Here is a 19,314-nt window from a genome sequence, read left to right as displayed (position 1 = left end):
GGAAAAGGTAAAAGATCTGACTAGCGAATATGGTATTTCAGATAAAAACATTTATGCTTGGTTAAAAGAGCAATATAACTTCAGTGACCTTGATAGTAATGTAGTTAAAATTGAAACTCCCCTTCTTGATAGTACATTTGATTATATAGTCTTTTATGCACAAGGTTTAAAAGACAATTCAATTATCATTACCGATGATGGATGGACAATTGATAATTTAAACTCATATGGAATTAATTTTGATGGAAGAAGTAAAACATAAATAGGTTTCTGAAAGAAATAACATCAAATTTTGGAGTTGAATATGATGAAAAATCAAAAGAATTATTTATAAAAACAGATCATCAGTATTTTGCAAATTCAAAAAGCAGGCTTTTACAAGCCGTGATGCGGATCGGTGATTTATCAGTTTTAACTAAAACGAATGTTAAATCTGTTTTTATTGACGATATTTCTGATTTGTTAAGAGAACAAAATGTAATATTCACCCCAATATAAGCATCGTTCTTCCTGGAGGGCTATCAGCTCATTTTGATTTTTCAATTCCCCCATTACCAAGTGTAAATCAAAATGAAGAGAAACTTGTTAAGGGCATTTCTTCGCCAAACAATCTTAATAGAGCTAAACTTTTTAGCTATGATGCTAACATGGCAAGTAGCTACCGTAAATCTAATTATATCGCAGTAATAGATGATGAAAATCAAACTCTAAAATCTACAAACGCACTAAAACAGATAGAATCTAAAAATCTTTATCCAATAAAGTTCTTGCGTTATTGGATAAAGACTTTTACTTAACATTTGTGCCGAACATACGTGCGTGTTTTATATTCTGAGTACACAAAATGGAGGCATTTTCAATGGCACAGGTATTTAAATACAAAAATAAGCGTACAAATAAAACGATGTACGCGTTTAAAGTCTATTTAGGAAAAGATCCCTTAACCGGAAAACGAAAAGAAACAACAAGGCGTGGATTTAAAACTAAAAAAGAAGCTCAAGAAGCTATTTCTTTACTAAAAATTCAATACAAAAATGGTGAGTACAAAACAAATAATTGCAATATTAAAACTTTTGATGAACTATTTAAAATTTGGTTTGAATCATATAAAAATACCGTCAAGTACTCAACTGCTACAGATACTTGGTGGTATTACAAAAGATATATAAAGCCTACTTTTAAGAATATCAAAATAAATAAAATCAATGTCGCCTTTTGCCAAAAATGTGTCAACTCATGGCATGAAAAGTATAGAGCTTATCGCCGCATAAAAAATTTAGCCGCACAAATAATTAATTATGCTATTAGTTTAGAGCTGATTGATTCAAATCCAATGAAAAAAGTCATATTGCCAAAGCCTAAGCTTAAAAAAGAAAAGAAGAATTTCTACGAAAAAAAGAGTTGCAATATTTTTTTGAATGTCTTGAAAACATTGGCGACAAACGTTATATAGCTTTTTTCAGATTACTAGCATACACTGGCATTCGTCGTGGTGAGGCAAATGGGGCTTAAATGGTCTGATTTTGATTTTAAACATCAAACGCTGTCAATTAAACGCCGCCTTTATTTCGATGAAAGGCTAAAAAAAGTAATAGTTCAACAGTCTAAAACAAAAGCATCCATTAGAATTTTAAGCTTAGATCCAAAGACGGAGAAGATCTTAAAATCATGGAGAATTGAGCAACAACAAAGATTTTTTAAAATAGGCATAAACACCCTTAAGCCTGATCAATACATATTCACACAAGACAAATCAAATAAGCTGCTTGCTCCCGCTCGTGCAGACGACTGGTTAAAATGGGTCTACAAACATTACCCATAACGAAAGATAACGATTCATGGATTTAGGCATACTCATACTTCTCTTTTGTTTGAAGCTGGAGCAACCATCAAAGAAGTCCAAGATCGTTTAGGCCATTCAAATTCAAAAACTACTCTTGACATTTACACTCACGTAACCAAAAAAGCCAAACACGATGCAGCAAATCGGTTTGCAAAATTCATGGGAAAATGATGGGATCCTGGACTTTGTCGTCAAATTTATCGTCAAATTTTAATTTTTTGAAAAATAAAAAGCTGTAAATGCCTTTGTATCAACATTTACAGCTATTAAACCTATTTTAACCCACTGAACCTTCCATTTGAAACTCTATCAAACGATTTAACTCAACTGCATATTCCATTGGCAATTCTTTAGTGAATGGTTCCACAAATCCCATAATGATCATTTCGGTAGCTTTGTCTTCAGGAATTCCGCGACTCATTAAATAATACAGCTGTTCCTCAGAAATTTTAGAAACTTTAGCCTCATGTTCCATCGAAACATTGCCATTCTTTACTTGATTGACAGGAATCGTATCACTAGAACTTTCCTCATCCATAATAATAGTATCACATTCAACATGTGATTTTGAACCGTCACTATGTGGGCCAAAACGAACTTTTCCACGATAGTCCGCCTTGCCACCATCCTTGCAAAGCGATTTGGAAATAATCGAACTAGAGGTGTTTTTAGCATTGTGAATCATTCGTGCCCCAGTATCCGAATCAATATTTTTACCGGCAAAAGCAATTGACAGCATCGTTCCATGGGCACCTTCGCCGTTCATATAAACGCTTGGATACTTCATAGTAACTTTAGAGCCCAAATTACCATCAACCCATTCCATTGTTGCATTTTCTAAAGCTTGAGCACGTTTAGTTTCCAAACTGTAGACATTATTTGACCAATTCTGAATTGTTGTATAACGGCAGTAAGCATCTTTAAGAACGTTAACTTCTACTACCGCCGCATGCAAACTATCCTCGGAGTAATTTGGAGCTGTACAGCCCTCAACATAATTAACGCTAGCACCCTCATCAACAATAATCAATGTCCGCTCAAACTGCCCACTATTACCAGCATTAATTCGAAAATAGCTTTGAATTGGAGTTTTTACTTTAACCCCCTTTGGAACATAAATAAAAGTTCCGCCTGACCAAACAGCCGAATTCAAAGCTGCAAATTTATTATCCGCTGGCGGGATTAGCTTACCAAAATATTTGCGTACTAATTCAGGATGTTTTTGAACAGCTGAATCAGTATCCATAAAAATAATACCTTCTTTTTCAAGTTGCTCATGCATGTTATGATAGACAACTTCTGATTCATACTGAGCAGAAGATCCGGCTAAATATTTGCGTTCAGCTTCCGGCACACCTAAACGATCAAATGTCTTTTTAATATCTTCAGGAACATCCTCCCATTTACGAGCAACACGATCGCTATCACGTCGGAAATAATTAATATGGTCAAGATCTAAAGGTGAAAGATCTGGACCAAAATCCGGCATTTCCATTGCTTGATAACGCTGAAAAGCTTTTAAGCGAAAATCCAGCATCCAATCCGGTTCATGCTTAGCTGCTGAAATTTGCCGAACAGTTGCTTCAGTTAACCCTTCCCCGGTCGTCAATATCGGCTGAATATCATCCTTAAAGCCATATTGATACTTGCCACCTAGACCGAGCATATTTGCCTTTGCAGTTTCTGCCATTTTATGACTCCTCTCTCTCCTTGATTTTACTGATCATGTCGCATAAAACCGACTGTCGACTCTTGCTGATCATTTGCTAAGGCTTGATAAATCGCCTTCCAAGCTAGGGTTGCACATTTGATGCGGGCTGGAAACTTGGCAACTCCCTCTAAAACTGAGGCATCACCTAAAATTTCCTCATAGTTTTGTGGTGGGTTGCCCGTCACCATTTTTGAAAATGTTGTTACCATCTTTTCAATCTGCTGTGGTGTTTTGCCAAGAACCTCATCAGTCATCATACTGGCTGAGGCTTGGCTGATTGTGCAACCTGAGCCAGAAAAAGCAACTTGAGCAACTTTATTGTTTTTTAAAATTACCTGAACATTTAAAACATCCCCACAAGTTGGATTGCGCAGTTCCAATTTATGACTGGCAGCTTTTAAAAAACCATAATGATGCGGATGCATTGCGTGATCCAAAATCATTTGCCGATATAAATTTTCAAGTTTAGATAGTGCCATGATTGAAGAACTCCTTTGTGGCTTTGATTGCTTCGACTAATTTCTGAGCATCAGCTAAATTATTATACAAGTATAAACTAGCGCGGGCAGTCGCGGCAACTTTTAACCACTCCATTAACGGTTGAGCACAGTGATGGCCAGCCCGGACTGCAACTCCTTCCATATCCAAGGCCGTTGCAACATCATGAGGATGCAGACCAGCTAGGTTAAACGAAATTACCCCGCTATGTTTAGCTGGATCATGCGGACCATAAACCGTGACTCCTGGGATTTCCAATAAAGCCGGCAGTAAATAATTGACCAATTGCTGCTCATGTTTTTGAACTCGATCCATCCCGATAGCACTTAAATAATCAATTGCCGCTCCTAAACCGATTACCCCCGCAATATTTTGCGTTCCACCTTCAAATTTCCACGGCGCCGCTTTAAAAGTCGTCTTTTGTAGTTGAACCCAATCGATCATTTCCCCGCCAAATTCTAGCGGTGGCATATCAGCTAATAATTCACTTTTACCCCATAAAACACCAATTCCTGTCGGCGCCATTAACTTGTGACCAGAAAAAGCATAAAAATCAGCATCCATCGCTTGAACATCAACTTTAAAATGCGGGGTAGATTGTGCTCCATCAACAACCATAATTGCTCCATGTTGATGAGCAAGAGCCGCTATTTTTTTAATTGGGTTCACCACTCCCAAAACGTTAGACGCTTGTGTTAAAGAAACAATGGCCGTTTTATCAGTTATTTGCCGCCTTGCACTTGTCAAATCTAATTCGCCATCTGGCAATAGATCAATATATTTCAAAATTGCACCAGTTTTTTTGGCTAACTGCTGCCAAGGAACTAAATTACTGTGGTGTTCGAGATACGAAATAACGATTTCATCGCCAGCCTTAACGTGTGTTGAGCCATAACTTGCTGCTACCCAATTTAGTCCTTCAGTTGTCCCTTTGGTATACACAATTTCTTCACGGCTTGGAGCATTAATAAATTTAGCGACTTTATCACGAACCGCTTCAAACTCTTGAGTTGCTCTTTCAGCCAATGTATGCACGCCACGATGCACATTAGCATTATCATGATAGTAGTAATTCGTTATCGCTTGGACAACTGCCCGAGGTTTTTGGGCAGTTGCTGCATTGTCTAAATATACCAATGGTTCATCGTTAACTGTTTGATTCAAAATTGGAAAATCAGCCCGATACTCACTCATCTTTTTGACCATCTATAAGCTTCCCTTCAATAGTTGCTTTTAATTGACTCCGAATCCAGTCAGACGGAATTGCAGCTAAAACTGGTCCTAAAAAACCTCTAATTACTAAGCGCTCAGCCAGTTTTTTATGCAATCCACGACTCATTAAATAATACATTTGCTCCGCATTAACTCGACCAACACTCGCGGCATGCCCCGCTGTTACGTCATTGTCATCGATCAACAGAACTGGATTTGCATCACCCTTAGCTTTTGGTGAAAGCATTAACAGACGGCTCTCTTGCTGAGCATCAGCACCTTTAGCGCCTTTGATAATATGCCCAATACCGTTAAAGATCAGCGTTGAACGCGATAAAATTACACCATGTTGCAAAATATGACCAATTGTATGCGGCCCATAATTGGTAACACGCGTATCAATTCCTTGGACTTGGCGTCCCGTTGAAATTGCAACAACTTTAGTTTCTGCATGCGCACCAGCCCCTACCAAATCAGAATCAAAATCGCCAACAATATTCCCGTCATTCATCATTCCCATTGACCAATCGATTTTTGCATTCTTTCCAAGATGAGCTCGTCGATTTAAATAAGTTGTTGTGTTTTTGCCTAAACGATCAACACTAGCAAATTTAACATGACTGTTATCTTGAGCAATAACTTCCACGATCACACTTGCCGTGGTCGGTTGTTCACCAACAGTCATTAAATTTTCCATATAAGATACTTCACTGTTTTCACCAACTATTAAAATCACATGGTGAACAAAATCTTGTTTGCTAGTTGCATCTTGAATAAAGTAGCTAGTAATTGGTTCCGTTAAAACAGTATTTTTTGGCACATAAATCAGCAAACCACTCGTTAATTTAGCCACGTGCTGTGCTGTTAGCAAGTCCTGATCATATTTGATGGCCTGTTGCATAAAATATTTCTTGACCAAGTCTTCATGCTCGCGCAAAGCCGTCACCCAATCACAAACGATTACTCCTTTAGCTGCTAAAGACTGCAACCCCGTTTGTTGAACGGTTGTCTGCCCAAATTGGACGACTAAATGCTTGGCTGCTTCAATTTTCAAGTTTTGAAGCAATTTAGGATTAGACTGATGGAACTCAAGCGGTTGCTCTAGCTGAATTGGCCAGCGTTGATAACGAATCTTACCAAAAGAAGGTAAGTGCAAATGTTTTGTTTGCTGCCAAGCTTTAATCCTCAAATCAGAAAGCCACGCTGGTTCCGATGTTTGCTGAGCATAATTGGCAATTTCCGGATAAGTTTGTAAATTTGTCATCTGCTTCCATCTCCCCTAAGCGTCTTCATCAACTAATTTAATGTCTAAGCCTAATTCATCACGCAAACCAGCATAGCCTTCATCCTCAAGTTTTTTAGCCAACTCAGGGCCACCCTGCTTAACAATTCGACCGTCCATCATAACATGAACCGTATCAGGAACAATATAATTCAATAATCTTTGATAATGGGTAATGATCAATGAACCAAACTCTGATCCACGCATTTTATTGACGCCACGAGAAACAACTTTCAAAGCATCAATATCCAAGCCAGAATCAATTTCATCTAAAATTGCAAATTTAGGTTTGATCATCATCAGTTGCAAAATCTCATTTCGCTTTTTCTCTCCACCGGAGAATCCTTCATTTAAATAACGATCAGCCATTTCCTCGGTCATATCGAGCGTACTCATTGCTTCATCTAGCTCTTTTAAAAACTTACGAATTGGTACTGGTTTATCCTTTGGTCGCCTTGAATTAATTGCACCACGAATAAATTCGGCATTAGTTACCCCAGGAATTTCTGCTGGATATTGCATAGCTAAAAATAAACCAGCACGTGCTCGCTCATCAACTGACATTGAAAGCAGATCCTGATCATCCAATCGGATCTGCCCTGCAGTTACCTTGTAAGCCGGATTTCCCATAATCGTTTCCGAAAGTGTCGATTTGCCTGTTCCATTTGGCCCCATGATAGCATGGATCTCGCCAGTCCTCATTGAAAAATTAACACCCTTTAAAATTTCTTTTCCCTCAATTGAAACGTGTAAGTTTTTAACCTCAAGCATTGCCATTTTGAATTCCTCCAATGTTAAATTACATTCTCATTCTATCCTAATTGCGAATCATTTTCAATTAGAAAAAAGCAACTCCATCGAGCTGCTTTTGTTTGAAATAATTGTTTTTCAAAGCTTTTTTAGAAAAATTACATAATTAAAAAGAAAATAGATTTCATTTAATTATTCCAATTTTCCTGGTAAACATCCGGTTTAAAACCACAAGTAAATTTTCCATTTTCAACCATCAGCGGGCGTTTGATCAATTTTCCATCACTAGCTAATAATTGACTAGCTTCTTTAGTAGTTAACTGATCAACTTTGTCTTTTAAGTTTAATTTACGATATTTAAGACCGCTAGTATTGAAAAAGTACTTAATTGGATGCTGGTTTCTTTCAATTAAGCTGAGCAAAAAATCAGCACTTGGAGGATTTTTAACAATATCGATCTCTTCATATTCGACTTGATGTTCGTTTAACCATTTGCGAGCTCTGGCACAAGTTGAACAGCGATTATAACAGTAAAATTTTTTCATTGCACTGATCCTTTCCCTTTACTTTAAAATTGATTATAAACCAAAAATCAATTTTTGGGCAAAAAAAAGCTACAGCCTTAAAAGCTGAAGCCACTTATTACTTGTTTAATGAAAGTCCTTAGTATTACTAAACATATAACTTTTATTATGGTACCGCATCGACATAATTAAACCAATCCCAATCATGTTACCAATCAAAGCTGAACCACCTTGACTGACAAAAGGCAAAGGAATACCTGTCAGTGGTAAAAGCCCAATACTCATTCCAATATTTTCAAAAACATGGAACAAAATCATCATGATAACGCCCGTTGAAAGATAGGCATAAAATTCATTTTTCGTATCAAAGGTCACTTGAACCATTTGAAAAATTAATAGCAAATAGATAAAAATCAAAACACAGCCACCAATAAAACCAAAATTTTCACCGATAACTGAAAAAATCATATCTGATTCACGAACAGGTACATAAACATTTGAAACATTAAACCCTTTCCCGAAAAGTCCACCTGTTCCAATTGCTTTCATGCTTTGCCATAATTGGTAACTAGTCGAAGAAGTACTGGCTGATGGATTCAACCAAGCTTCAATTCGATCAAACTGATAAGTCTTGAAACCAATCTGCATCAAAATGCTCCGGCCATAAATGACTAACAGAATGGCTGTACTTCCTAATAAAACGGCCGCAGAAGCAACCGGAGCAATAATTTTCCAAGAAACCCCAGAAACCAAAATCATCCCGCCTAAAATAGCAATAAACACCAACATCGTACCAAAATCATTTTGCAGTTTCAATAACACAGCAACTGGCAATGACCATAAGGCTAGCTTCCCAATTAATAACCAGTCTGAATTAACATGGTGCTCCGGATATTCATTATTATGCTGAGAAATGACGCGTGCCAGCATCATAATATAAGCTGGCTTCATAACCTCTGAAGGCTGAAATGTTAAACTCCCAATGGCAAACCAACTCTTAGCTCCAGTGCGGGCGAAATAAGACCGACTGTAAAAAATTAACAGCAGCAGTAACAACGTAATTCCAATTCCATAAGCTATTGGAGCTAATTTCCAAAGCTGCTCAGCATCAAATTGGATAATAACAACTATGGCAATCGTTCCAATCACATACCAAGCAAACTGCATTAACAGCGCATGGCTAACACTGGTTGTACTAGTATCATGACTGGCTGCAACATAAATTGCCAGCATGCCAATTACTGCTAGAACCAGAACCGAGAAAATAATTCCGTAGTCGATTCGCGCATCCTGACTTTCCTCACTGCGTGTTCTTCTTCCTTCCAACCAATCTACTCCTTCCTACGTAAAAATCACGCAAACTAAGGTTAATTAGCTTGATGAAGATGATAATCTCGCAATAATAAATTGACAGCTTCAACTCGCGTATTAGTATGATAAATCGAGCCATTAGGCAACAAAGCTTGAAAACGATTTATCCGCGAATTAAGTTTAATTACTCCCAAGCTTTGTTTACCAATCTTTAATTCGACAATTGTTTGACCATTTTCTTCTCTTTCTTCCTCAATAACCTCAATGTTTCTTTCTTTTTTTGACACTGCTAGCCTCCAATAAATCTCCAAATTCTTTTTGTTCAGCCGTTAAATTACGTTTCAAAGAAAAATTTTTTGGAACTGGATCATAGCCACCTCTCACAAACGGATGGCAACGCAAAATTCTAGCTAAACTCATTAACCCTCCCCTTAAGGCACCAAAGCGGTTAATTGCTTCAGCGGCATAATGCGAGCAGGTTGGGTAATAACGACAAGTAGGCGGAAAAAAAGGAGAAATTCCCCTTTGATAACCACGAATCAACCACAATAAAATTCGTTTCAAGTGAATCCTCCTAAGACTTGTCCATTTTTACTTTTGACTTTTTTCAATGTGATCTAACAAATAACCGGTTCCCATCGCAACATCATCTAATGGCGTATCAGCAATCATTACTGGAACTTTCAGATGATTGGAAAATAACTGATCAATCCCATCAAGCAATGCTCCACCACCAGTTAAAACGATGCCAGTATCAATGATATCTGCTGCCAATTCAGGTGGTGTTTGTTCAAGAACATTTTTAGCAGCATCAATTACCGCTAACATTGTATCATGTAATGCCTTTTCAATTTGATTTGAAGACAAAGTAATTGTTCTTGGTAAACCGTTGATCACATCACGACCGCGAATTTCCATTTCTTTTTGCCGATGATCCGGTAAAACTGTCCCAATCTCAATTTTAGCTTTTTCAGCCGTATGTTCACCAATTTGTAAACTATGAATCTTACGAACATACGACATGATATCAGCATTTAATTGATCCCCTGCGACTCGTAATGAGCGGCTGACAACAATATCACCAAGAGAAATAACCGCAATATCACTAGTTCCGCCACCAATATCAATTACCATACTGCCTTTAGGCTGAAAAATATTCAAACCTGCTCCAATTGCTGCCACTTTCGGCTCTTCCTCCAAATAGACATTCCCACCACCAGACTTTTCAGCTGCTTGGCGAATTGCTTTTTGTTCAATTGAAGTTGTATTAGTTGGGCAGCAAATCAAAATGTTGGGTTTTGACATAAAGCCCTTAACGTTTAATTTTTTAATAAAATACGAAAGCATTTGCTCTGTCATGTCAAAGTCAGCAATTACTCCATCTTTCAGTGGACGAATTGCTCGAATATTGCTTGGTGTTCTACCAACCATCTTATAAGCTTCTGAACCGACTGCCAAGACACGCCCATTATCAGTGTCAATTGCAACAACGGATGGCTCATTTAAAACAATGCCCTTTCCTTTGACATTGATCAAAACATTGGCTGTGCCTAAATCGATTCCGATATCTTTAGCCATACTGATTCTCCTTTAATTTTTATATGTACCAACAGTACAGTCATTGCAAAGGATCAAAAATTGGTCTAATCTGCAAAATCAGATATCATTATAGCATAAAAGCACTAATTTCAAAATGTTGTTCTGCTTAAAATAATTAGATTTAAATAAAAATAAACTATTTGTTATACTATTCTAATCTTTTACCGATAACTGTACTTTTAGACTACTTGAACTTTCAGTAGCGATCCGTTTAATCTTAGCACCTAAAGCCGCCAGTTTTTGATGAAAATGGTAATAACCACGATCAAGATATTTTAATTGACCAATTTCAGTATAACCATCAGCCACTAACCCAGCTAAGACCAACGCAGCTGCTGCTCGCAAATCAGTCGCATTTACTTGAGTTCCTTGAAACTGAGTTGGACCAGTCAAAAATGCAGAATTCCCCTCAATTTTAAAACGAGCATTCATTCGTCTTAGCTCTTCCAAATACAGGAAGCGATTTTCAAACACAGTTTCAGTTAAAGTACTCTCACCTTTTGCAAGTAACTGCAAAACGGCAATTTGCGGCTGCATATCAGTGGGAAAACCAGGATGAGGCATTGTTTTAACATTTGTTGATTTTAAATATTTTGTTCCAATTACACGGATTCCGGCTGCTTCTTCTTGAACTGTGACTCCCATTTCTTCCAATTTAGAAATTAATGGTCGATTATGCTCAGCAATCGCATTCTTGATCAATACATTTCCATTAGTTGCAGCTGCTGCAACCATAAACGTTCCTGCCTCAATCCGATCTTGAATCACAGTATGTTTGACACCATGAAGTCTATTAACACCAATAACCTTAATTCTTTCTGTACCTGCACCACTAACCTTAGCTCCCATTTGATTCAAAACATTTGCTAAGTCAACAATCTCGGGCTCACGGGCGACATTTTCAATAATTGTCGTCCCCTGCGCTAAAGTAGCAGCCATCATAATATTCTGTGTGGCACCAACACTTGGAAAATCTAAATAAATATTTGCTCCTTTTAAACCATCTGTTCTGGCATCAATAAAGCCGTCATGCTGATTGATAGTTGCACCCATCGCTGCCAAACCTTTTAAATGCAAATCAATTGGTCGTGAACCAATTGCACAACCACCTGGCATTGCAACTCTTGCTCGGCCTAAACGAGCTAATAATGGCCCAAACACGACAATTGAAGCACGCATTTTAGAAACATACTGAAAAGGTGCTTCAGAGGATAACTGTTCAGTGGCATTTAAAATCTCAACTTTTTTGCTTTCATCAAATTTAATTTTCACATTCAAAAACTCTAACAAATTATTCATCATATGGACATCTGAAAGAACTGGAACATTTTCCAATTCCAAATCACCATCACTTGTTAAAATACTAGCTGCCAAAATTGGTAAAACAGCATTTTTTGCGCCTTCAATTCCAACTTCTCCAACCAGCCGATTTCCGCCTTGAACAATTATTTTTTCCAAACGACTTTCCTCCATGTCTAAGCTTAGATTAAATATGATAAATTTCTGACATTATTAATAAAATCCAAGAAAAATGAACTGCATTGATAACCTATTGCGACTGCAATCAAAACCAGCAACCATTTAAAAACTTTCTGCTTTGAAGGAGCTATATAACGATCTAAACGTAATGATTGCAAAGCAGCAAAAGCAATAAAAATAAAAAGAAAATTACTGATTAGATTTAGTAATGCATTAATTCCATAAATCTTCATCTAGCATCCTCCTGAGTTTGTTTTTATCATAGCATAAAAATGCAAAATCGTCTTGTTTAACGTAACAAAAATGTAATCTTAAAAAAAACGCTGATTTTTTGATCAGCGTTTTTTCAAAAATATATTTGTTAATGACCTGCAATATTCAAACGATTAATTGCTCTGCGTAGTGAAACCTCAGCTCGTTTCACTTGATCAGTATCATGGGCTTGTTTAGCCTTCTCTAATCTTTCTTCAGCTCGTTTTCTAGCGCGGGCAGCACGAGCAGCATCAATATTTTCTTTGCGCTCTGCACTATTAGCTACAACCGTCGCCAAATTATTCGAGAATTCAACAAAACCTCCACCAACAGCAATTTCATCAAATTTGTCATCAGTTTTACTCTGCTTAACACGAACTTCATCAATTGCCAAGGATGCTAAAAAAGGAATATGGTCTGGCAAGACTCCAAGCTCACCAAGTGTCGTTTTAAAAATAACAAAAGGGGTCTGCTTTTCGTAAACACTGCCGTCTGGAGTAACAACATTGACGGTCAACATCTTTTGATCTGTCATTTGCTATGCCCCCTTATTTGGCCATACTTGCTTTCATCTTTTTAGCCTTCTCAACAACTTCTTCAATTCGACCCACTGAACGAAAGGCATCTTCAGGCAGATCATCATATTTCCCTTCAAGAATCTCCTTGAAACCCTTAATAGTTTCTTTAACTGGCACATATGAACCAGGTTGGCCAGTGAACTGTTCAGCAACATGGAAGTTTTGTGATAAGAAGAATTGAATTCTTCTAGCACGAGCAACTGTTACCTTTTCTTCATCTGATAATTCATCCATTCCTAAAATTGAAATGATATCTTGCAATTCACGGTAGCGTTGCAAAACATGCTGAACTTCAGTTGCGACTTCATAGTGTTCTTTACCAACAATTTCTGGTGCCAAAGCGCTTGAAGTTGAAGCCAATGGATCCACCGCCGGATAAATACCTTGTTGGGTCAAGCTTCTTTCAAGGTTCGTCGTTGCATCCAAATGAGCAAATGTAGTTGCTGGAGCTGGATCAGTATAATCATCAGCAGGCACATAAACAGCCTGAATCGAAGTTACCGAACCCTTGTTAGTTGACGTAATTCGCTCCTGCAATTGACCCATTTCAGTTGCCAACGTTGGCTGATAACCAACAGCTGAAGGAATTCGGCCAAGCAAAGCTGAAACTTCAGAACCAGCCTGAGTAAAGCGAAAAATATTATCAATGAAGAGTAATACGTCTTGGCCTTCAACATCCCGGAAATATTCAGCAATTGTCAATCCCGTCAAAGCTACACGCATCCGGGCACCAGGTGGCTCGTTCATCTGACCAAACACCATGGCAGTTTTCTCCAAAACACCCGACTCTTTCATTTCAAAATAAAGATCATTGCCTTCACGAGTTCGCTCACCAACACCAGTAAAAACTGAAATACCATTATGTTCTTGAGCAATATTGTGAATCAACTCCTGAATCAAAACGGTCTTACCGACTCCGGCACCACCGAATAAGCCAATCTTACCACCTTTAATGTAAGGTGCTAATAAATCAATAACTTTGATCCCGGTTTCCAAAATTTCAACTTTCGTACTCAATTCATCATAAGGTGGTACCTCACGATGAATTGGATCTCTTCTGGCATCACTGCCGAACTCTGGGCCACCATCAATCGGCTGACCGAGAACATTGAATACTCTTCCTAATGTTTCTTTGCCAACAGGAACTGTAATTGATGAACCTGTATTCACAACTTCAGCGCCACGTTGAACACCATCAGTTGAATCCATCGCAACAGTCCGCATAACACCATCGCCTAATTCCAGTGCAACTTCGATGACTAATTCTGAACCATCTGAGCGTTTAACTGTTAAGGCATTGTTAATATCTGGTAAAGATTCATCAAGAGGAAATTGGACATCCACAACAGGTCCGATAACTTGGACAACCTTACCTGAACTCATTCATAATTCCTCCCATCATTTATCATTCAAGGGCTGCCTGAGCACCCGTGATTTCTGTAATTTCTGTTGTTATCGCACTCTGACGAGCACGGTTAAACTGTAACTGCAAAGAAGAAATCAAATCTTTTGCATTATCAGTTGCCGACTTCATTGCTGTCGAACTTGAAGCATGTTCTGAAGTTTTCGCATCTAAAATTGCACCATAAATCAAACTTTCAGCATATTGAGGTAAGACAACCTCAAGAATGGCATCACTGGAAGGCTCCATATCATATTCAGCCTGCAGGCCGATTGAATCTTTAGAAGCCAAATCATCATGACCCAAATTTGCTGAAGAAATTGGTAGTAGCGGTTCTGATCGAAACTCAGAAGTCAACATATTGACAAAGTGATTATAACAAACATATAACTCATCATAAACTCCATCACTATACATCGACACGATTTTTCGAACCAGTGCCCGACTTCCTCTAAATTGAGGAATATCTGCAACACCACGATATTCAAAAGCCACATTAAAACCGCGTTTTTTAAAGAAGTCTGCTCCAGTTCCGCCGACTGCAATAATAACCGTATCTTCAGGCGTATGATGTCCACTAGCAATCAGGTCAAGCGTTTGTTTAATAACGTTGCTATTGTAACTTCCAACTAAACCACGATCAGAAGTAATAACTAAAACACCAAAATGTTTTAATGGTCGCTTAACCAACATATCTAAACCTGATATTTCCTGTTTATGTGCATCATCACTGGTAGTTTTTGTGGTTGCAGCTGGATTTCCATCCAATAAATGGGATTGAGCTAAGTGAGTAATCACACTTCGAATTTTATCAGCATAAACTTGATAACTAGTAGCTTGATGCTGAATTTGACTCAGTTTAGCCGTTGACACCATCTGCATTGCTCCTGTTATCTGCTGCGTTTTTTTAGTAGAAGTGATTCGACGTTTAACTTCTTGTAATGAAGCTCCCATTATTTTTCACCACCCTTTCTTATTTTGCAGTTACTTGAAATGCAGCCGCAAAATCTTTTAGGGCGCTGTCAAGCTGATCTGTATCACCTAACTTACCAGTCTTCTTAATTGCATCCAAAAGATCACGATGATTATTATCAAAGAAATCAAACATTTCATTTTGATAACGAACAACATCGTCAACTGGGATATTATCAATAAAGCCGTGAGTCAAAGCATATAAGATCAAGACCTGTTTTTCAACAGCTAACGGTTCATGCAATGGCTGCTTTAAAACTTCGACTGTCCGACGTCCACGATTTAATTTAGCCTGAGTTGCAGCATCTAAATCAGATCCAAATTGGGCAAATGATTCCAATTCACGATAAGATGCTAAATCAACACGCAAGGTCCCTGCAACTTTCTTCATTGCTTTGATTTGAGCAGCACCTCCAACACGTGAAACTGAGGTCCCAGCATCAATGGCAGGTCGAATCCCAGAATAGAAATTATCACTATCCAAGAAAATCTGACCATCAGTAATGGAAATAACGTTCGTCGGAATATAAGCCGAAACGTCACCAGCTTTGGTCTCAATAAATGGCAAAGCTGTCATTGATCCACCGCCTAATTCATCACTCAACTTAGCTGCCCGTTCAAGTAATCGTGAATGCAGATAGAAAACATCACCAGGATAGGCTTCACGACCAGGCGGACGACGAAGAATCAAAGATATTTCACGGTAAGCATCCGCTTGCTTGGTTAAATCATCATAAACAATCAAAACATGTTTGCCGTTATACATAAATTCCTCGCCCATTGCTGCACCAGCATAAGGAGCTAACCAAAGTAATGGGGCTGGCGATGACGGTCCAGCTGAAACAACAATTGTATAATCCATTGCCCCAAATTTACGTAACGTTTCAACCTGACTACGAACAGTTGATTCTTTTTGACCAATCGCAACATAGATACAAATCATATTCTGATTCTTCTGATTAATAATTGTATCAATTGCTAATGAAGTTTTACCAGTCTTACGATCACCAATGATCAACTCACGCTGACCACGACCAATTGGAACCAGTGCATCAATCGCCTTAATCCCAGTTTGCAACGGTTCTTTAACTGACTGACGTTGCATAACGCCAGGAGCCTTCTTTTCTACTGGACGAGTCTTAGTAGTCTTAACTTCTCCTAGACCATCAATTGGTTGGCCTAAAGGATTAACAACTCTCCCAATTAACGCCTCACCAACCGGAACTTCCATAATCCGGCCAGTTCGTTTGACACTATCACCTTCGCGAATACCCTTAAAATCTCCCAGAACAACAATACCAACATCATTTGATTCCAAGTTTTGGGCCATTCCATATGTTCCATTTTCAAATTCCAACAGTTCGCCGGCCAGGGCATTCTCAAGTCCACTAGCACGAGCAACACCGTCACCAACGTAAGTAACGATGCCAACTTCATCAACTTCGAGCTTGTCCTGATAATTTGCAAGCTGCTTTTTTATCAGAGCACTGATTTCCTCAGCCTTAATGCTCATAGAAGTTTCACCTCTTCATCAAATTATTTTAATAGCAATCGCTTGATCCGCTCAAGTCTTAAGCGTAATGACCCATTGTAAATATAATTATTAGATTTTAATACAACACCACCAATAATTTCTGGATCAACTTTTTCTTCAAGAATTACCTTACTTGCACCAACTACCTTAGCAAATGATGCCATTAAGCTTGTTTTTTGAGCTTCATCAAGTTCAATTGCCGTTACAACTTGAGCATGAACAGTTTTTTCAAGTTGATCATTCAAGCGAACATATTCATTAATAATTGCTGCCAAATCATCAATGCGACCATAATCAAATAACATCTGCAGCAAATTGGCTACTAAAGGAGAAGCAGCCTTAACCAAAACTTGTAAAATTGTTTGCTTTTCGTGATAACTAACTTGTTTGCTGTCTAAAACTTTAAGCAGTTCTGGTTGTTGTTGCAAAATCTTTTTTAGCTCTAAAAGTTCAGCCAATATCGACTGACGCTGAGCTTTTTCTTCAGCTAACTCAAATAAAGCCTTGCCGTAACGTTGCGCAATAATCATTTTACTTAGCTTCATTTTGCTTCCCCAACCCTTCAATGTAAGAATCAATCAATTCTTTTTGATCTTCAAGTTTGAGATTCTTAACGATAACTTTTGAAGCAATTGCCAGTGATAATTCGGCAACATCATCTTTGACGCTGTTTAAAGCATTTTGACGTTCACGAGCAATATCTTGTTTAGCATTTTCTTTAAGCGTTGCCACTTCCTGATTTGCATTATCAACGATTGTTTCCCTTTGCTGTTCACCATTGGTTTTAGCACGTTCGATAATTTGAGAAGCTTCAACATGAGAGTCTTTCAAGGCTGCTTGGCGCTGTTTCTCTAATTTTTCGGCTTTTTGGCGAGATTGTTCTGCATTGTCAATATCAGAAGCAATTTTATCAGCCCGTTTTTCCATCATGGAAGTCACCGGGCCCCAAGCAAAATGCTTAATTAAAGCCATCAAAATGATAAATAGAACTAAATAAAACAGTGTATCTCCCCAAAGTATTCCGCTAGCACCTAACAAAAATTCTGAACTCATTTATTGACACCTCCTATTTTCAAGCCATAATAATTTGCAACAAAGTATTACTTGGCAAGCAACAGGAATGAAATAACAATGGCAATAATCGGTACAGCTTCAACTAAACCGACACCGATAAACATATTAGTTCTCAATTTACCTTCTAATTCAGGCTGACGTGCCATTCCTTCAAGCAACTTAGCAATGACCAAGCCATCACCAATCGCACCACCAATCGCAGCACCAGCAGCAGCAAGACCTGCACCAATCAAAGTTAATGAACCCATATTAAAATCCTCCTTGTTTACTCTTTTTCTACTTTTTTAGAAATATAAACCATTGTTAATGTGACAAATACGTAGGCTTGGATGCTTCCAATAAAGACTGAGAAGCCTTGCCAAATCAATTCAAGCGGTACTGCCGGAATAAACGAGGCAATGCCATAAGCCTTACTAAATTGATAAATCAATTTTAGCAATACTTCACCTGAATAAATGTTCCCATACAAACGAAGAGCCAGCGTTAAAAAGTTGGTGAACTCTTCTAAAATACTAATCGGTAGTAAAAATGGAACTGGGCTCAAATAAGCATTTTTAAAATAATTCTTGAACCCTAATTTTTTAACTCCAAGAAAATGGGCTAATACCAAAACCATGAATGCAAGAGTCATAGTTGTCATTACATCAGCTGTTGGACTTTTAACATACGTCACATTGTTAACAGAGATCTGCAACATCAAACCTAACTGATTTGAAATGAAAATAAATGAAAACAATGTGAAGATCAATAAGCTAAACTTTTGACCCTCGCGCTCAGGCATGACACCTTTAATAATACCATTAGTGAAATCAACGATCCATTCAATAATGTTTTGCTTTTTATTCGGCTTTAATTCCAAATTTCTTGAGAGGAAAAACATTAAAGCAAAGACAATAACTGCTGCTATTAATCCTGGCACATCGTTGCCGATATCGAAAGGAATGCCAAAAAAAGTCTGAACATTAGCTCCTTCACCCACCAAGTCTCACCTCTTTTCATACTGAACATCAAAACATAAAGAAAATACAAAAAGGTTCCAAAGAATTACTCTCTGAATACAATGAGAATAATACCACTAATTTACAAAAAACACAAAACATTTTTAAAATGCAGAAAACGCTTACCAATGCAGTTTAAAGGCAAATTTTTCAGAAAATGGTTTATGAAAAAATGGGGTTTTCTTAAATTTTCAATAAAATTGTGTACTTTTTAGCAAAGATTGTGAAAATTGAGCTAGTTGTATTATTTAAAAAAATATTTTTTATAATAATTCAAGTAGTTTTCTTTGCTTAT

The 19,314-nt window shown here is 37.8% G+C and carries 26 protein-coding genes; 6 read left to right on the top strand and 20 right to left on the bottom strand.

Features of this window, described 5'->3' with window-relative positions; translation table 11 throughout:
* The 6 genes from ON15_RS12140 to ON15_RS11565 form a co-directional block, all read left to right on the top strand.
* Positions 1-262 (top strand): DUF1828 domain-containing protein (locus ON15_RS12140; protein ID WP_010579628.1); only part of this gene is annotated, 262 nt, incomplete at its 5' end.
* Positions 259-498 carry a DUF1828 domain-containing protein gene (locus ON15_RS12270; RefSeq protein ID WP_081580127.1) on the top strand — a complete coding sequence of 80 codons (240 nt, stop codon included), beginning with the start codon at positions 259-261 and terminating at the stop codon, positions 496-498. The genes ON15_RS12140 and ON15_RS12270, both read left to right, overlap by 4 nt.
* Positions 483-797, top strand: coding sequence for a DUF1829 domain-containing protein (locus ON15_RS12265; protein WP_081580126.1), 315 nt, complete (start codon positions 483-485; stop codon positions 795-797). The genes ON15_RS12270 and ON15_RS12265 overlap by 16 nt, the downstream gene beginning before the upstream one ends.
* A 62-nt stretch (positions 798-859) precedes the next feature.
* The gene (locus tag ON15_RS01110; RefSeq protein WP_010579627.1) at positions 860-1,453 is read left to right on the top strand and encodes an Arm DNA-binding domain-containing protein; all 594 of its coding nucleotides are present in this window, start codon (positions 860-862) and stop codon (positions 1,451-1,453) included.
* Positions 1,454-1,501: 48 nt separating this feature from the next.
* Positions 1,502-1,822 (top strand): site-specific integrase, encoded by a 321-nt coding sequence (locus tag ON15_RS11570; RefSeq protein WP_010579626.1) that lies wholly within the window; start codon positions 1,502-1,504, stop codon positions 1,820-1,822.
* Between the two features lie 6 nt (positions 1,823-1,828).
* Positions 1,829-2,014 carry a tyrosine-type recombinase/integrase gene (locus tag ON15_RS11565; protein ID WP_100220262.1) on the top strand — a complete coding sequence of 62 codons (186 nt, stop codon included), beginning with the start codon at positions 1,829-1,831 and terminating at the stop codon, positions 2,012-2,014.
* A 106-nt stretch (positions 2,015-2,120) separates the two neighbouring features.
* Here the strand turns inward: ON15_RS11565 and sufB are convergent, their stop codons facing one another.
* The 20 genes from sufB to atpB form a co-directional block, all read right to left on the bottom strand.
* Positions 2,121-3,533 carry a Fe-S cluster assembly protein SufB gene (gene sufB / locus ON15_RS01100; RefSeq protein WP_010579624.1) on the bottom strand — a complete coding sequence of 471 codons (1,413 nt, stop codon included), beginning with the start codon at positions 3,531-3,533 and terminating at the stop codon, positions 2,121-2,123.
* A gap of 26 nt (positions 3,534-3,559) precedes the next feature.
* The gene (gene sufU, locus ON15_RS01095; RefSeq protein ID WP_010579623.1) at positions 3,560-4,033 is read right to left on the bottom strand and encodes a Fe-S cluster assembly sulfur transfer protein SufU; all 474 of its coding nucleotides are present in this window, start codon (positions 4,031-4,033) and stop codon (positions 3,560-3,562) included.
* A complete protein-coding gene (locus ON15_RS01090) occupies positions 4,020-5,258 on the bottom strand; it encodes a cysteine desulfurase (RefSeq protein WP_010579622.1) in 1,239 nt (412 codons plus the stop codon). Before ON15_RS01090 ends, sufU begins: the two co-directional genes overlap by 14 nt.
* Positions 5,239-6,528: a Fe-S cluster assembly protein SufD gene (sufD, locus tag ON15_RS01085; protein WP_010579621.1), complete on the bottom strand. Its 1,290-nt coding sequence runs from the start codon at positions 6,526-6,528 to the stop codon at positions 5,239-5,241. The genes ON15_RS01090 and sufD overlap by 20 nt, the downstream gene beginning before the upstream one ends.
* Positions 6,529-6,543: 15 nt before the next feature.
* Complete coding sequence (gene sufC, locus ON15_RS01080; protein ID WP_010579620.1) at positions 6,544-7,323, bottom strand: Fe-S cluster assembly ATPase SufC; 780 nt, start codon at positions 7,321-7,323, stop codon at positions 6,544-6,546.
* Positions 7,324-7,484: 161 nt separating this feature from the next.
* Positions 7,485-7,841, bottom strand: coding sequence for an arsenate reductase family protein (locus ON15_RS01075; RefSeq protein WP_010579619.1), 357 nt, complete (start codon positions 7,839-7,841; stop codon positions 7,485-7,487).
* Between the two features lie 105 nt (positions 7,842-7,946).
* The gene (locus ON15_RS01070; RefSeq protein ID WP_010579618.1) at positions 7,947-9,146 is read right to left on the bottom strand and encodes an FtsW/RodA/SpoVE family cell cycle protein; all 1,200 of its coding nucleotides are present in this window, start codon (positions 9,144-9,146) and stop codon (positions 7,947-7,949) included.
* 41 nt (positions 9,147-9,187) lie between these two features.
* Positions 9,188-9,418, bottom strand: a complete 231-nt coding sequence (locus tag ON15_RS01065) for a DUF2969 family protein (protein WP_010579617.1) — start codon at positions 9,416-9,418, stop codon at positions 9,188-9,190.
* Positions 9,393-9,695, bottom strand: a complete 303-nt coding sequence (yidD, locus tag ON15_RS01060; protein WP_010579616.1) for a membrane protein insertion efficiency factor YidD — start codon at positions 9,693-9,695, stop codon at positions 9,393-9,395. Before yidD ends, ON15_RS01065 begins: the two co-directional genes overlap by 26 nt.
* A 27-nt stretch (positions 9,696-9,722) precedes the next feature.
* The gene (mreB, locus tag ON15_RS01055) at positions 9,723-10,709 is read right to left on the bottom strand and encodes a rod shape-determining protein (protein ID WP_010579615.1); all 987 of its coding nucleotides are present in this window, start codon (positions 10,707-10,709) and stop codon (positions 9,723-9,725) included.
* Positions 10,710-10,883: 174 nt separating this feature from the next.
* Positions 10,884-12,188, bottom strand: coding sequence for a UDP-N-acetylglucosamine 1-carboxyvinyltransferase (gene murA, locus ON15_RS01050; RefSeq protein ID WP_010579614.1), 1,305 nt, complete (start codon positions 12,186-12,188; stop codon positions 10,884-10,886).
* 23 nt (positions 12,189-12,211) lie between these two features.
* Complete coding sequence (locus tag ON15_RS01045; protein WP_010579613.1) at positions 12,212-12,442, bottom strand: DUF1146 family protein; 231 nt, start codon at positions 12,440-12,442, stop codon at positions 12,212-12,214.
* A gap of 128 nt (positions 12,443-12,570) precedes the next feature.
* Positions 12,571-12,996, bottom strand: a complete 426-nt coding sequence (locus ON15_RS01040; protein ID WP_010579612.1) for a F0F1 ATP synthase subunit epsilon — start codon at positions 12,994-12,996, stop codon at positions 12,571-12,573.
* A gap of 13 nt (positions 12,997-13,009) precedes the next feature.
* Entirely contained in the window at positions 13,010-14,422 is a 1,413-nt protein-coding gene (atpD, locus tag ON15_RS01035; protein ID WP_010579611.1) for a F0F1 ATP synthase subunit beta, read from the bottom strand.
* Between the two features lie 22 nt (positions 14,423-14,444).
* Entirely contained in the window at positions 14,445-15,395 is a 951-nt protein-coding gene (locus ON15_RS01030; RefSeq protein WP_010579610.1) for a F0F1 ATP synthase subunit gamma, read from the bottom strand.
* A 19-nt stretch (positions 15,396-15,414) separates the two neighbouring features.
* A complete protein-coding gene (atpA, locus tag ON15_RS01025) occupies positions 15,415-16,926 on the bottom strand; it encodes a F0F1 ATP synthase subunit alpha (protein WP_010579609.1) in 1,512 nt (503 codons plus the stop codon).
* Between the two features lie 23 nt (positions 16,927-16,949).
* The gene (gene atpH, locus ON15_RS01020; RefSeq protein WP_010579608.1) at positions 16,950-17,492 is read right to left on the bottom strand and encodes an ATP synthase F1 subunit delta; all 543 of its coding nucleotides are present in this window, start codon (positions 17,490-17,492) and stop codon (positions 16,950-16,952) included.
* Positions 17,479-18,000 carry a F0F1 ATP synthase subunit B gene (gene atpF, locus ON15_RS01015; protein WP_010579607.1) on the bottom strand — a complete coding sequence of 174 codons (522 nt, stop codon included), beginning with the start codon at positions 17,998-18,000 and terminating at the stop codon, positions 17,479-17,481. The genes atpH and atpF overlap by 14 nt, the downstream gene beginning before the upstream one ends.
* A 47-nt stretch (positions 18,001-18,047) precedes the next feature.
* The gene (atpE, locus tag ON15_RS01010) at positions 18,048-18,269 is read right to left on the bottom strand and encodes a F0F1 ATP synthase subunit C (protein WP_010579606.1); all 222 of its coding nucleotides are present in this window, start codon (positions 18,267-18,269) and stop codon (positions 18,048-18,050) included.
* A gap of 17 nt (positions 18,270-18,286) precedes the next feature.
* Entirely contained in the window at positions 18,287-19,000 is a 714-nt protein-coding gene (atpB, locus tag ON15_RS01005; protein WP_010579605.1) for a F0F1 ATP synthase subunit A, read from the bottom strand.
* Between the last annotated feature and the right edge of the window lie 314 nt (positions 19,001-19,314).

It is taken from the genome of Liquorilactobacillus vini DSM 20605 (assembly GCF_000255495.1).
Classification (GTDB): domain Bacteria; phylum Bacillota; class Bacilli; order Lactobacillales; family Lactobacillaceae; genus Liquorilactobacillus; species Liquorilactobacillus vini.
This window is presented reverse-complemented; position numbering and strand designations above follow the sequence as displayed.